The 13,783-nt window shown below is 42.2% G+C and carries 10 protein-coding genes; 3 read left to right on the forward strand and 7 right to left on the reverse strand.

From position 1 onward, the window contains the following. Window positions 1-240 precede the first annotated feature (240 nt). A complete protein-coding gene (locus tag CXF62_RS05175) occupies window positions 241-1,995 on the reverse strand; it encodes a vWA domain-containing protein (protein ID WP_416220485.1) in 1,755 nt (584 codons plus the stop codon). Between the two features lie 496 nt (window positions 1,996-2,491). Between CXF62_RS05175 and parC the strand changes: the two genes are divergently transcribed. Further along, window positions 2,492-4,798: a DNA topoisomerase IV subunit A gene (gene parC, locus CXF62_RS05180; protein WP_102093177.1), complete on the forward strand. Its 2,307-nt coding sequence runs from the start codon at window positions 2,492-2,494 to the stop codon at window positions 4,796-4,798. 124 nt (window positions 4,799-4,922) lie between these two features. On the opposite strand, the gene CXF62_RS05185 is transcribed toward parC, so the two are convergent. From CXF62_RS05185 to CXF62_RS05195, 3 genes are all read right to left on the reverse strand, one after another. Beyond that, window positions 4,923-5,402: a BLUF domain-containing protein gene (locus CXF62_RS05185; protein ID WP_102093178.1), complete on the reverse strand. Its 480-nt coding sequence runs from the start codon at window positions 5,400-5,402 to the stop codon at window positions 4,923-4,925. 114 nt (window positions 5,403-5,516) lie between these two features. Continuing rightward, window positions 5,517-5,990, reverse strand: a complete 474-nt coding sequence (locus tag CXF62_RS05190) for a BLUF domain-containing protein (RefSeq protein ID WP_102093179.1) — start codon at window positions 5,988-5,990, stop codon at window positions 5,517-5,519. A gap of 438 nt (window positions 5,991-6,428) precedes the next feature. Then, window positions 6,429-6,935, reverse strand: a complete 507-nt coding sequence (locus tag CXF62_RS05195) for a hypothetical protein (RefSeq protein WP_102093180.1) — start codon at window positions 6,933-6,935, stop codon at window positions 6,429-6,431. Window positions 6,936-7,234: 299 nt separating this feature from the next. Between CXF62_RS05195 and CXF62_RS05200 the strand changes: the two genes are divergently transcribed. Further along, complete coding sequence (locus CXF62_RS05200; RefSeq protein ID WP_102093181.1) at window positions 7,235-8,065, forward strand: Cof-type HAD-IIB family hydrolase; 831 nt, start codon at window positions 7,235-7,237, stop codon at window positions 8,063-8,065. A 219-nt stretch (window positions 8,066-8,284) separates the two neighbouring features. On the opposite strand, the gene CXF62_RS05205 is transcribed toward CXF62_RS05200, so the two are convergent. Next, window positions 8,285-9,112 (reverse strand): 3-oxoacyl-ACP reductase, encoded by an 828-nt coding sequence (locus tag CXF62_RS05205; protein WP_102093182.1) that lies wholly within the window; start codon window positions 9,110-9,112, stop codon window positions 8,285-8,287. Between the two features lie 375 nt (window positions 9,113-9,487). Here CXF62_RS05205 and CXF62_RS05210 point away from each other — a divergent pair, with 375 nt between their 5' ends. Next, window positions 9,488-10,621 carry an ABC transporter substrate-binding protein gene (locus CXF62_RS05210; RefSeq protein WP_057761690.1) on the forward strand — a complete coding sequence of 378 codons (1,134 nt, stop codon included), beginning with the start codon at window positions 9,488-9,490 and terminating at the stop codon, window positions 10,619-10,621. 83 nt (window positions 10,622-10,704) lie between these two features. Here the strand turns inward: CXF62_RS05210 and CXF62_RS05215 are convergent, their stop codons facing one another. Further along, window positions 10,705-11,916, reverse strand: coding sequence for an FUSC family protein (locus CXF62_RS05215; protein WP_102093183.1), 1,212 nt, complete (start codon window positions 11,914-11,916; stop codon window positions 10,705-10,707). A gap of 307 nt (window positions 11,917-12,223) precedes the next feature. Continuing rightward, window positions 12,224-13,645, reverse strand: a complete 1,422-nt coding sequence (locus tag CXF62_RS05220; protein WP_102093184.1) for a glutamate synthase subunit beta — start codon at window positions 13,643-13,645, stop codon at window positions 12,224-12,226. Window positions 13,646-13,783 lie beyond the last annotated feature (138 nt).

Here is a 13,783-nt window from a genome sequence, read left to right on the forward strand (position 1 = left end):
AATATATTTGTATAGTGCTGAGCGAACAATATAGCGGTAAATAGCCCTTTGTTCATTAACATACACACTTTATACATAGTACTCAATACAAAAGATTGCTATACCAGTTCTCAAATAGGCTTGACGCTCAATATCCCTATAAATATCAATATATTAGATTAAAAATCTCAGTCGTACCATTAGAAAATATGACCATTGACTTTTGCTCCCTAATGACCATCCCGACACGATATCTGTTCACTATCGGCTGTTTTTTAGCGCACTCGCCAGCTCAGTCAACGTCACAAAGTTGCGACGAGTACCATTAGTATCGCTACTTGGTCTATCTGCGATACTACTTTTGGCAAGCTTAGTGCTATCGCTGTACTGCCAGTCATTAATATAATCGCTTTGAATCAAGCGTTGACCGAACCCTGCTACTGCCATCGCAAACTGAGTATCGATACTGGCTTTATTTAAAGCGTGGCTAGCTTTATTAATCGGTTGGCTAATCAGTTTAGAGCTACCACCTGTCGGTGCTTTATAACGAATTTTTAGATAGCCAAGCTCATTAGAGTTCTGTTTGTTATTCGAACTAATACTGGCATTGCTAGCAGCATAACGGCGATCGCTATATAACCCTTTTTGTCCTTTTGGAGTTACCTCAAACAAAGCGATAACCGCCTTACCTGCCCCAAGCTCACCTGCATCAATTTTGTCATTATTGAAATCTTCTTCAGCCAGTACGCGATTTTCATAACCAATCAAGCGCCACTCACTTACCACATCGGGATTAAACTCAACTTGGACTTTTACATCTTTAGCAACAGTGTTAAATGTCGCTGCTAATTCATCACCAAAGACTTTTTTGGCTTCAGTTAGACTGTCAATATAACTGTAATTACCATTGCCGTTGTCCGCCATCTGTTCCATCATGTGATCATTAAGGTTACCACGACCAAAGCCAACGGTAGACAAAGAGATACCGCGATCGCGATTGGCTTTGACCAAATCTAACATCTCATCGACATCAGTAATACCGACATTAAAATCGCCATCCGTTAGCATCATAATTCGATTGATACCGTTCTTTTTTAGTCCTCGTTCAGCTTGTCTATAGGCCAATTTAAGAGCGTCTTCTCCATTGGTTGAGCCTGAAGCATTTAATCCATCGATCGCAGCCAATATTTTTGCTTTTTGGTCACCATTGGTCGCAGGCAATGCCACACTAGTACTACCTGAATAGGTCACGATGCTGATACTGTCTTGGGCGCGCATTTGCTCTGTCAACAACTTAAGCGAAGACTGTGCCAATGGTAGCTTATCGCGCGACGACATAGAGCCTGACACATCTACTAAAAATACGAGATTGGCAGGTGGCATAGATTGCTTATCTGTTTTTTGCGACCAGCTACTATCAACGGCTTTGATACCAACTTTGACGATTTTATTATCCTGATCTGCTCTATCCCAAGGCGAGTCCACTACCTCAGTTGATACAACAAACGGGGCACTACCTAAGCGTTTGCCATCATCAAATTGATAGTTAAAATAATTAATCAATTCCTCTACCCGTACGGCATCAACAGGTGGTAGTTGACCCTCGTTTAAATAGCGGCGCACATTGGCGTAGCTGCCCGTATCGGTATCGATAGACAGGGTGGATACCGCCATATCCGTAGTTCGATGTACAGGATTGGCTGCGTTTTTTTGATAGTTGTCTTTTGCCTCTGGCGTGACTATGATGCTCGGTAATGGGCGTACGATACCTGTCTGCGCCGCAGAACGTATCATCATCTGTTGGCTGATGACTGAGGGCTTAACACTGGGTGACGCCATGATAGACTCTGACACCACTGCTGCATCTTGATTGACTGTGCTGCTTGTCTCGGCTGGTGGCGTTTTGCTCATTTGTGAAGGGCTACAGGCTGTCAATCCTAGACTGGTTATAGCAGTAATCAATAGTACATTTCTAGTAGCGTTTTTCCCTAGGTGCTTACTTTCGTTTTTTAGCATTGTAGAGGCAGAAACTTGAGATAAAGGGTCACATGACATAACAGAAATTCCTTATTGTAAGATAATTCAGTAGCGACTTGTCCGTGTCAATATATGGTTAATGCTATTTAAATAGGCAAAGCAGCCGTCTTATTTAGTCTATTAGCTGTCATACTTTCAGTTATTAATTTTGCATTAAAGCTATTCTGTACCTACTTTCTTTAGACTAATAGTAGATAAAACATCCTAAATAAAAACGATTAAATATTAAGATATTTATTAACCCTATAAAAAACAAATATTAGATTTACTATACTTAACTTGATCTATAAAAGCTATGAATCACCATACTATAAAAGGCCTTTATAAGCGCTTGTTTTAAGCACGTCACGAGATGTCGTATATTCTGACATACGTCTTTTTAATTGGTGCAATATCCTTTACGATAGCACTATCCTATTTGTATGCTTGAACCAATTATCTATACCTATTAAAACTGATAAGTGAATCCTATTTTATGTCTGATGTTATTGATCATACGATCGCCCCAATTATTCCCAATGAGCCGATGGATACTCGTTCAGTCGCAGAGTTCACTGAGCAGGCCTATCTCAACTATGCCATGTACGTCATCATGGATCGGGCGTTGCCAAATATCGCTGACGGTCTAAAACCTGTCCAACGTCGCATCGTCTATGCCATGAGCGAGCTTGGGCTAAAGTCCTCTGCTAAGGCCAAGAAATCCGCACGTACGGTCGGTGACGTCTTGGGTAAATACCATCCGCATGGTGACAGCGCTTGTTACGAGGCAATGGTACTGATGGCTCAGCCGTTTAGTTATCGCTATCCGCTTATCACTGGTCAAGGTAACTGGGGTAGCCCAGATGATCCGAAATCCTTTGCGGCGATGCGTTATACCGAAGCCAAAATGTCAGCTTATGCCAATACTTTGCTCGCAGAACTGGGACAAGGTACGGTCGATTGGCAAGATAACTTTGATGGCACGATGCAAGAACCAACTACCCTACCTGCCCGCTTACCTAATATTTTATTAAACGGTACGACAGGTATCGCAGTCGGTATGGCAACCGATATTCCGCCGCATAACCTTAATGAAGTGGTACGCGCGGCTATTCGTTTGCTTAAAAACCCAGAGCTATCGGTTAAGCAGCTTACCCAATCAATACCAGCACCTGATCTGCCAACGCCAGCGGAAATCATCACTAGCAAAAAAGATTTGCAAGCGATGTACGAGACTGGACGCGGCAGTTATAAGATGCGCGCAACCTTTCATGTTGACCCTAAAGAAAAAAATCTCGTCATCATTGACGCGCTTCCTTACCAAGTCTCGGGCAACAAAATCCAAGAGCAAATTGCTAAGCTTATGACTGATAAGAAGCTGCCTTGGGTGACGGATATTCATGATGAATCAGATCACGAAAACGCTTGTCGTATTGTCCTTGAGTTGCGCTCAACGCGAGTCGATGTCGAACGCGTCATGAGCCATCTGTTTGCTAGTACTGACCTAGAAAGCAATTACCGCGTCAATATGAATATGATTGGCTTAAATGGTAAGCCGCAGGTGAAAAACTTAAAAGAAGTCTTGGAAGAATGGTTAATCTGTCGCCGTTCAGTAGTCACACGCCGCTTGCAATATCGCCTCGATAAAATCGATAAACGCTTGCATATTTTGGCGGGTTTACTGATTGCTTATCTGAATATCGATGAAGTGATTCGCATCATTCGTGAAGAGGATGATCCAAAAGCGACCTTGATGCAGGATTATGACCTGACTGACATTCAAGCCAATGCTATCTTGGATATTCGTTTGCGTCAGTTGGCAAAATTAGAAGAGATTGAGCTGCGCCGCGAGCAAGATGAACTTGCTGCCGAACGTGCCATCATTCAAGAATACTTAGACAATCCAGACAGTCTAACCAATCTGATGATCGATGAGCTTACTGCCGATATGAAAGAACATGGCAATGAGCGTGTATCACCATTGGCAGAACGCGAAGAAGCAAAAGCACTAAAAGAGTCAGATCTCGTACCGAGTGAGCCGGTCACTGCCATATTATCAAAGGCAGGTTGGATTCGTGCCGCCAAGGGCCATGATGTCTATGCTGCTGGTATGAGTTACCGCTCAGGTGACAGCTATCAAGCGCACGTGCGCGGTAAATCAAACGAAAGGATTTACGTACTCGATAGTACGGGACGCAGCTATAGTATCGATGCGCACAACTTAGCGTCTGCGCGTGGTCAAGGTGATCCATTGACCAGTGTATTAAAGCCGCCAGCAGGCGCTAGCTTTGAGCAGCTACTAACGGGTGATAACGAGCAACGCATTATCCTTGCCAGCTCAGCAGGTTATGGTTTTATCAATACTATTGGCAACCTCGATAGCAATCAAAAAGCCGGTAAAAACGTTATTAACCTAGCAACTGATAGTCGCTTGCTCCCAGTTGCACGTATCGACGTACCAGTAGAGACGGCCGCTAATACAGAAGGTGAAAATAGCAATGTGCGTGTGACACCTGATCATGTTGCTGTCGCGACCAATGCAGGGTATCTACTGATATTTGCTCTTGATGATTTGCCTGAACAAGCTCGCGGTAAAGGGAACAAACTTATTAAATTAAAAGACGGTGAAGAAGTTCTCGCAATCACACCACTTAGTCAGCAGGACAGCCTTGTCATTACTGCTGGCAAACGCCATGTGACACTCAAGCCAAATGATTTGGCTAACTATACGGGTGTTCGCGGTAATCGTGGTGGACAGCTGCCAAGAGGCTTTCAGAACGTGACGAGTGTTGAGATTGGCTAGTTTGACTAGTTAAATTTTGGAAACCCTAGTTCAAAATCTAGCTAATAAAATTAAACAGCTTAAAAAGCCGCCTATACACAATGTATAGGCGGCTTTTCTACGCTACTCAAAATAGAGAAATTATTTAAGACTTATTAGATACAGCATCCTCAAAGATCGCTTTCAGGAAGCTTGTAATCTGAGTGCTTTTCATTAGATACGGATTAAAGTCAGCACCTGCTGAGAAACTTTTTAGGGTATATGCTTCGTCTTCTGCACTTGATGTTAAATATTTTATTAAAAACCCATCCCACCTACGTTCTTCTATTTCCTCAATTTCACTGAGGTGGGGTACTAGGTAAGAGTACTCACTGATCAATTTTACTAGTATTTCATTGATAAGAGGTCTTGGACCTTCAATATTTTGAATAAAGTAATTGTCATTCACGACAAGCGCTGAGGTTACACCACTTTTTTCATTATTCCTTCGCCATTGCTCAAGCAGACGAGCCAACCCTATTCCATTATTACTGTCACTATTTCTGCCAATATACGTTAGGCTGAGAATGATATGCTCGCCATGTCTTTTTCTATCTTCTAAAGGTTGGTTGGTAGTGATATGCATAAGAAACCTTATTTATAAAAAAATTATCTAAATCAAAAGACACTTTATAGACGGCTTTTTTACGCCAATTAAAATAGATGACTCTTATGGTATAGAAATGCTACTCATTAAAAATTAATTAGATTCAACATTTTCAAAAACCGCTTTCAGAAAGCTTTCAATCTGAGAGCTTTTCATTAGATAAGGATTGAAATCAAACCCTGCTGAGAAACTTTTTAAGGCATACTCTTCATCTTCAACGCTTGAGGTTAAATGCTTAACTAAAAACCCATTCCAGTGGCGCGATTCGATTTCCTCTATATTCACAATATTAGGGACAATGGTGGAATGCTCGTCAAGTATCTTTTCCAAGGCAGTATTGATAGCAGGCCTTGTCCCTTGAAAACTTTGAACGAAATAACCTTCACTAATGACTAAAGCTGAAACGATATCGTTTTCTTCAAAATATCTGCGCCAGTACTCAAGTGCGCGAGTCAGCTCAATCCCAGAATCTAGATCGACATTTTTGGCGATATATGTCATGTGGATAAGAATATGCTCGCCATGCCTTTTTCTATCTTCTGAGGATTGGCTTGTCGTTATGTTCATAAGAAACCTTATTTATAAAAAATTCATTCAAATCAAGGTATACTTTAAGATAAAGTATAATTAATAACGTTTTTTATCATTTGCTATGATTTTTTTAGATTTATAACATAGAAGTTTCAATGATATAGCATACCAATATTCATAGTAGTAAAATTATACTACAAAGTTGTCACGTTCAGTATCTTGGCATTATTCCAATAATTAACAAGCCTAATCTATATTCTCCTATAGCCCTGCCTCAACGCACTTATACGACTAAGTCATGTTTACTTATAGACTAAACTCTACAAGGATTCATCAGGGTCTGTCATGTTTATTAAGTTAGCGTATTTATAGGTATATAAAACATAACCTACCCTCAATAAACAGCCGTCTACGCTATATATAAACAGTTTTGTATAAACGACTTTATTGCATACTAATTGAATAGCTAACGTATCAATACCGACCCATCTCAACTGTTGTCTCAGCAAGTACCGAATCACTTTGCCATGCTTGTACATCTACCGTATACAGATGGTTCTTGCCGCCAGAACAAGGTGGCTTATATGCACCGCCCGCCTCGCCTTTACGACTGCGGTATTCTGCAACCATCTCAATACCTACTGGTACTTCGTAAGTGTGACCAAATACTCGTGGCACTTCTGCGTTCGTAGCACCCTCTGGTAGTACAAACTCGACGATACCATGGCCACCATTCTGCATACGTTTGTTGCTTACATCGTTATAGACGAATACCAGGCTTTCCGCGCCTGCCGGAATGTTTGAAACAGTCATGCTAGGCGTGGCTGGACTTTTGCCACCATAGTTTAGACATTGCTGCCCCTCAGGTATTTTTTTGCCATCCCAAACAGCATCATTAAATTCAACATCCATTGCAAAAGTATTGGCAGATAAAGCCACTGTTGCCAAAACTGTAACCGATTTTAAGGTAAAGAATTTCATACTTATTCCTTTAGGTAGCTGATGCATTAATAACGAGAGTCCATCTTATTTGGTAGATTGTTTTTGATAATTGAATATAACTTTATAATACATAGACACGGTTAAGTTAATCATATCGTTTAGCATTTTTGTTAATCCTCTGGACAAGCAATGAGCGGTTCTACAGGCTACATCCAAATACTGTCTCAATAAGCATACTTGCAGCATCATAGGTTACTCGATAGGTATTTATCTGATTGGGTATGTTGTAGTAGTATCTGAATCATTGTATCTACACGACTAAAAATAATAGGATCATCATGTTTATTGAAGATAAGATTGCCAAAGAAAGTATGACTACTAAAATCTCGATCCCAAAAATCATCTTTTTTGACATCGATGATACCTTGAGCCGTAACGGCATTATCGCTGAACACAATAAAGCGACGCTTGAGCAGCTTGCAGATACCGATATTAAACTAGTGATTTCGACTGGCCGCTCTAAAGCCATATTGCCTGAAGACATTCTAGCGTTGCTTGATGCAGATATATTGGACGCCATTATTTGTATGAATGGACAATACAGTTTTGATAAAAGCGGCCGAATCAGCCACTACCCTTTAACTGCTGAACAGACAGATAAAATCGTACGCCTGTGCCAACAGAGTGATTTGATTCATAAGTTTGACTCTGCCACTCATATCGCGTGGTCAGGTGAAAATGAACGTTTACGCGAGTTCAATGCGGTCACGCCCAACTCGATCCTTGACCCTGAGTACTACAAATCAAATACCGTCTATCAATGCTCGGTATTCTTTAATAATCAGCAAGAAAAGATGCAAGACATCGATTTTGCCCAGTATGATTTAAAGCTGGTACATTGGCATCAGATTGGTGCCGATATATTGCCAGCAGAGGCATCAAAAGCTCGCGGCATCAAAGATGTATGCGAGTACTATGCGGTAGATGCAAGCGAGTGTATGGCATTCGGTGATGGTATGAATGACTTAGAAATGTTCGACTTGGTTGGATTTGCTGTGGCCATGGGAGATGCACAGCCAGCTTTAATAGAACGCGCTGACTTTGTCACTGGGACGATTGAAGAGTATGGTATTCAAACCGTGCTTAATCAGTTAGCAATGAAGTCGTAAGACTGTTCAGGCACATAAAGCCATTAATGTTCATTTAATTAACGTTCATTTTAAAAAAGCCCTTACTAATCGATTAGTAAGGGCTTTTTATTATGGTCTAATTTTATATAGAAAATACAAATGAAAGCTGGAGCGGTGATGACTCCAATACCTTATCGAGTATTCATTTCATTCTTTCTACAAATCTAATAGAACGTAAGGCGTCAGTTAAGGCCTCAATTAAGGCATGGTTAAGCCACCATCGACAGCGATAGATTGTCCAGTAATAGCCATGCTCAAATCAGATGCCATGAGCAATACTGAATTGGCAAAGTCAGCTACCGAAGTCGCTTGGCGCAGCGGCGTCGTAGTCGCGATATAGTCAAATACCTCTTCAGTGGTTAAGCTGCTTGCGTCGGTGGTTTTTAATAAGCCACCTGCTAGCAAATTAACCCGAATACCATACTGTCCAAGCTCGCTCGCTAGGTTGCGGGTCAGTCCAATCAATGCTGATTTAGCCGTGGTGTAATCATAATAGGTAACCACTGGGTTGTAGACAAGATTGGTTGAGATGTTAATAATTTTACCTACTTGCTGCGCTTTCATTTGCGGCAACACTGCTTGCACTGTATTGACTGCGCCCTTGACGATACCGTCCATTTGTTGCGAAAAGTGCGACCACTTTACTGTTTCAATACTAGTGTACGCAGCGCTTGGATTGAACTGATAACTTGGCAAGGCATTATTGACCAATATATCGATACGACCATGACGAGTGATGACTTCAGCTGCCATGGCTTGTACTTGCTCAAGATCGGTCACATCCGCCTGATAAGCAAATGCTTGTCCACCTGTCGCGATGATATCAGCCACTACTGCCTCAGCAGCCTCTTTACTATTGAGGTAGTTGACGCAAACGATAGCGCCTGCTGCTGCCATTTGCTGTGCAATCTGTGCACCAAGCCCTCGACTGGCACCAGTGACTATGGCGACTTTATCCGTAAGCAATGCCGGTATAACTGAGTGGCTTTTATTCAAGGCGTTTTGAGTTGAGGTACTTTCGGTCATTGTGCTGTATCCTTTATTATTATGGTATGGTTGGTGTCTTAAAGCCAAAGGCTGATATCTGCTTAGATGATGTTCGTCATACTTCGGCCTGCGCCAATCATAGCATGGTTATATGCTATCTTTTTTCGATTCGACGTTAGCAGCTCGCTAGCAATTCTACCCAAAATTAGCTGTCATTAAGTTAGTTTTGCTACTCATCTCATTAGCCCAACTGGCTATTTTTATTAGTATTATTGAGCATTGCCTTAATGATGACCCTTTAAATTGTATAAACTAATGACCATAATAGTTCTATTGGCCATGTCAGACTTTTATCTTTTTGGCTTTTTTATTGAATTTTTCTGATTTGCATTATCTTTATTTAGGAGAGATATTTTGACCCACTTATCATCGTCCCATCCAACTACTCACACCTCGGCTAGTGTCGGTCGCATAGTGCCAAAAGCATTATTAGCAGCAGCTGTCGGCTTGGTGCTTGCCAGTTGTAGCAACTCTGACAATGCAGCGGATGGCAGTGCTGCGGCGAGCAATGAGACGCTGAACCTTTACAACTGGTCGGAATATATGCCGCAAGAGATTTTAGATGGCTTTGAAGAAGAGACTGGCATCTCAGTTAATTACACCACATTTGACTCTAACGAAGCCATGTATGCCAAGCTCAAACTATTGGATGATTCGAGCCAGTATGACTTAGCCATTCCATCGACTTATTATGTCGAAAAGATGGCGAAAGAAGGACTACTACAAGAGCTAGATAAATCAAAACTGAGCAATTTCAAAAACCTTGATACCTCATTCACTAATACCAAAGTCGATCCTGATAACAAATACTCTATCCCTTATATGTGGGGCAGCACCGGTCTCGCCATTAACGGTGACAGTGTCGATCCGAAAACTGTCAATAGCTGGAATGACCTATGGGATCCTAAGTATAAGGGTCAGGTGATGCTGACCAATGACGTGCGTGAAGTCTTTGGTATGGCACTGCTGACTCTTGGCTACTCAGGTAACAGTAGCAATCCTGACGAAATCGAAGCCGCTTACGATAAGCTCACTACGTTGATGCCAAACGTCAAAACTTTTAACTCTGATGCGACACGTATGCCATATATCGAAGGTGAGACTGCGCTTGGTATGACATGGAATGGTGAAGCAGTCATGGCCAATGACGAAGGCCTGACCAGCTTGGTTTATAAGTATCCAACCGAAGGCGCTATCTTGTGGATGGACAACTTTGTCATTCCAAAAAATGCTAAGCAAGTTGATGCAGCACATAAGTTTATTGATTATTTATTACGTCCTGAAAATGCAAAAATCGTCAGCGAAGAGATTGGCTACGCATCACCAAACATAGCAGCGCGTGAGCTGATGGATGAGAGCGTCCAAAACAATCCAACGATTTATCCTTCTAAAGAAGTATTAGCAAAAGCTGAGTTCCAAGAAGATGTAGGCGATGAAGCGTTGCAAGTGTATCAACAGTACTGGGATAAGCTAAAGACGGGTCGTTAATAGTTTTGATTTAGTACTTTAAAATAAAGTAGTCTTTTAAAAATAAAAACGCTGATCCTAAATGGTCAGCGTTTTTTTGTATGTCATAAATGTAAATCCGTCTCGCCGCCCTGCTCTTTCATCCGGCGCTGCTCGCGGCGCTGATAGCCTAGACCAGATGCAGCAAACCAATGCGGTTTCGATGTTTGTAGTAAATCACTCAGCTGCTGTAATTGAGTCTGCAAGGTTTGGGTCAACCAAAAATAGCCCTGCCACTCAAATGCTAGGTGCTGTACGCTTGGATACTCCGAGACGGCAATACGAGTAATGGGTCGAAATACTTCATCGCTTGGACTACGTAACACCGCTCCCATGTGCTGCATCGCTTGGGTTAGCTCATGCTGATAATGTACCAATAAAACATGGTTTTCTTCATCAATTTCGATGTTCGCCAAACGTGGAGCCGCACTTAACAGTAAATCAATCGTCCCGATAATATTACGGTGGGTACGTTGGATCGTCTCTAGCGTTTCTTTTTCGATTCCTGACTCACTGGCTGTCGCCGCGATATGTGGTCGCACAGCCAGCAGACGTTTATTAATCTGCTGTAACGCTGTGACCAATGCCCTATCAACGGGTACTTCCTTAACAGGAAAGGCTACTGGGTTTAGCTTTTGAACAGAGTCATCCACCACTCCATCCGTTGCGTCAATATGATGACCTACGCCTGCATAGAGACTACTACAAGCGTCAAGGTTGCTACTCAATAAGAACCGCCACATCAACGTTGATTTGAGCGGCAAAATCAGCGTCACTGCTACCGAAACGCCTGTCCCCAGTAAGATATTTAGCGCGCGGTAGATGCCATCCTGACCAATGCTATTATTGCCTAAATCAGAGACAATCATCAACATAGTGATACCCGTTAACAGTCCTGTATACCCGAGCTGTCTGACGGCTAGATAGCCAATGATGCCGCTGAGCAAACCAATAAGCGCATAGTCTACCCATAGCCATGCACCCGCATTTTGATTAAACCATAACACCCCAAGCGCAGTACCAATACCCAATAAAGTACCGATTACGCGCTCTTTCGCCTTAGTATAAATAGCGCCTTGGTATTGCAATAACCCTAGAATAATAAATACTGTAATGGTCGTCCATTCACCGTGCGGAAGATTGGTGATTTTATTGACCAATAAAGCCAGTATCACAGCCGTACCTAGGCGTATGGCATGTAAAATATCTGCATGTTGGTAGCGAACATAGGGTTCGACAAATGGAGCAGTAATACGCTGATAAAGGGTGGGTTTCACGCAAGGCTACTCTTTTTGGGTGGAATATTTAAGTGAGATATTTTGATAAAAAATTATTAAAAAATATCACTAACTAGCGGTAAGTATAAGTTGATATTCTATCAGCAAAATGACGGACAAAAAATAACGCCTTTTACCTATTATTCACAGGTAAAAGGCGTTATAAAAAATATCCTAGCACACTATATTGAAATCTACGCTATTGAAGATTATTCACCAAATGACTCATCGAATTACTTATCAAGATCTGCGTCAGTGTTAGTGTTAGTGTTAGTGTTAGTGAATAATAGTCTATTACGCTAGCGTATTACACTTCTAGGTAGTCTAGAATACCTTCCGCAGCTTCACGGCCTTCCCAAATCGCTGTCACAACCAAATCAGAACCACGCACCATATCGCCACCAGCGAAGATTTTAGGATTTTGGGTCTGGAATTTGAAGATTTGCTTTTCGGCTGCTAGTACGCGACCAGAGCTGTCCATCCCCACTTGTTGAGACTCAAACCAATCAGCAGGACTTGGTCTAAAACCAAAGGCCATGATGACTGCATCACATGGGATGATCTCTTCAGAATTAGGGATTGGCTCAGGGCGTTGACGACCACGGTTGTCTGGTGCACCCAGCTGAGTAGTAACGACTTTTACGCCGTTAACTTTACCGTTTAAGCCAATGATTTCGGTTGGCTGACGATTGAATAAGAACTCAACGCCTTCCTCGCGAGCATTGACCACTTCACGGCGTGAACCAGGCATGTTTTCCTCGTCACGGCGATAGGCACAAACTACTTTTTCGGCGCCTTGACGGATACTGGTACGGTTACAGTCCATTGCGGTATCACCGCCACCGAGTACCACCACCTTTTTACCTTTAAAGTCGATGTACTCTTCAGCGTCTTTTTCCCAGTCATTGCAACGGTTCACGTTCGCAATCAGGTAATCTAGTGCATCGTAGACGCCTGTCAGCTCTTCACCAGCAAAGCCGCCGCGCATATAGGTGTATGTACCCATACCCATAAATACCGCGTCATAGTCAGCCAATAGCTCATCAATCGTGACGTCTGTACCAATCTCTGTCTCTAAACGGAATTCGATACCCATGTCTTCAAAGATCACGCGGCGATTGCGCATGACATCTTTTTCCATTTTGAACTCAGGGATGCCAAATGTTAGTAAGCCGCCAATCTCAGGGCGCTTATCAAAGACAACTGGTTTGACACCATTTCTGACCAAGATATCTGCGCAACCTAAACCTGCTGGTCCTGCGCCAATGATAGCGACTTTTTTGTCTGTCCAAACGACTTCAGACATATCTGGACGCCAGCCAAGTGCAAACGCGGTATCGTTGATATATTTTTCGACATTACCAATGGTCACTGCACCAAAACCATCATTTAACGTACAAGCGCCTTCACACAGACGATCTTGTGGGCAAACTCGTCCGCACACTTCAGGCAAGGTATTAGTACGGTGGCACAATTCAGCTGCCTGAAATATCTGGCCTTCTGTGGCCAGTTTTAGCCAGTTAGGGATATAGTTGTGTACTGGACATTTCCATTCGCAGTACGGGTTACCACACTCAAGACAACGATGCGCTTGCTGAGCAACAGCTTCGTTTTCGAAAGGTTTATAAATTTCAACAAACTCTGTTGAACGTGTTGCAATGTCTTTTTTGGTTGGATCAAATCTTGGTATATCTAAAAACTGGAAGTTATTTTCTAAGCGTTTTGCCATGGTGCTATCTCTTTTATATAAGGCTCTTTTGCAGTGGGTGGCGACAGTCAGCGATGTTTTGTTTGTCTAAAATTTAAGACATATACCGCTGCTGTCACTTACCTGCTGAAAACCTGTGAGTTAAAACGTCTCTAAAAA

Origin of the sequence: Psychrobacter sp. MES7-P7E (assembly GCF_002863645.1) — a bacterium.
Classification (GTDB): Bacteria; Pseudomonadota; Gammaproteobacteria; order Pseudomonadales; family Moraxellaceae; genus Psychrobacter.

Bases quoted from the DNA above. Each gene is read 5' to 3' on its own strand.
- CXF62_RS05200 (WP_102093181.1), top strand. From the start codon at position 7,235: ATGTTTATTGAAGATAAGATTGCCAAAGAAAGTATGACTACTAAAATC.
- CXF62_RS05195 (WP_102093180.1), bottom strand. From the start codon at position 6,935: ATGAAATTCTTTACCTTAAAATCGGTTACAGTTTTGGCAACAGTGGCT.
- CXF62_RS05205 (WP_102093182.1), bottom strand. From the start codon at position 9,112: ATGACCGAAAGTACCTCAACTCAAAACGCCTTGAATAAAAGCCACTCA.
- CXF62_RS05175 (WP_416220485.1), bottom strand. From the start codon at position 1,995: ATGCTAAAAAACGAAAGTAAGCACCTAGGGAAAAACGCTACTAGAAAT.
- parC (WP_102093177.1), top strand. From the start codon at position 2,492: ATGTCTGATGTTATTGATCATACGATCGCCCCAATTATTCCCAATGAG.
- CXF62_RS05190 (WP_102093179.1), bottom strand. From the start codon at position 5,990: ATGAACATAACGACAAGCCAATCCTCAGAAGATAGAAAAAGGCATGGC.
- CXF62_RS05220 (WP_102093184.1), bottom strand. From the start codon at position 13,645: ATGGCAAAACGCTTAGAAAATAACTTCCAGTTTTTAGATATACCAAGA.
- CXF62_RS05185 (WP_102093178.1), bottom strand. From the start codon at position 5,402: ATGCATATCACTACCAACCAACCTTTAGAAGATAGAAAAAGACATGGC.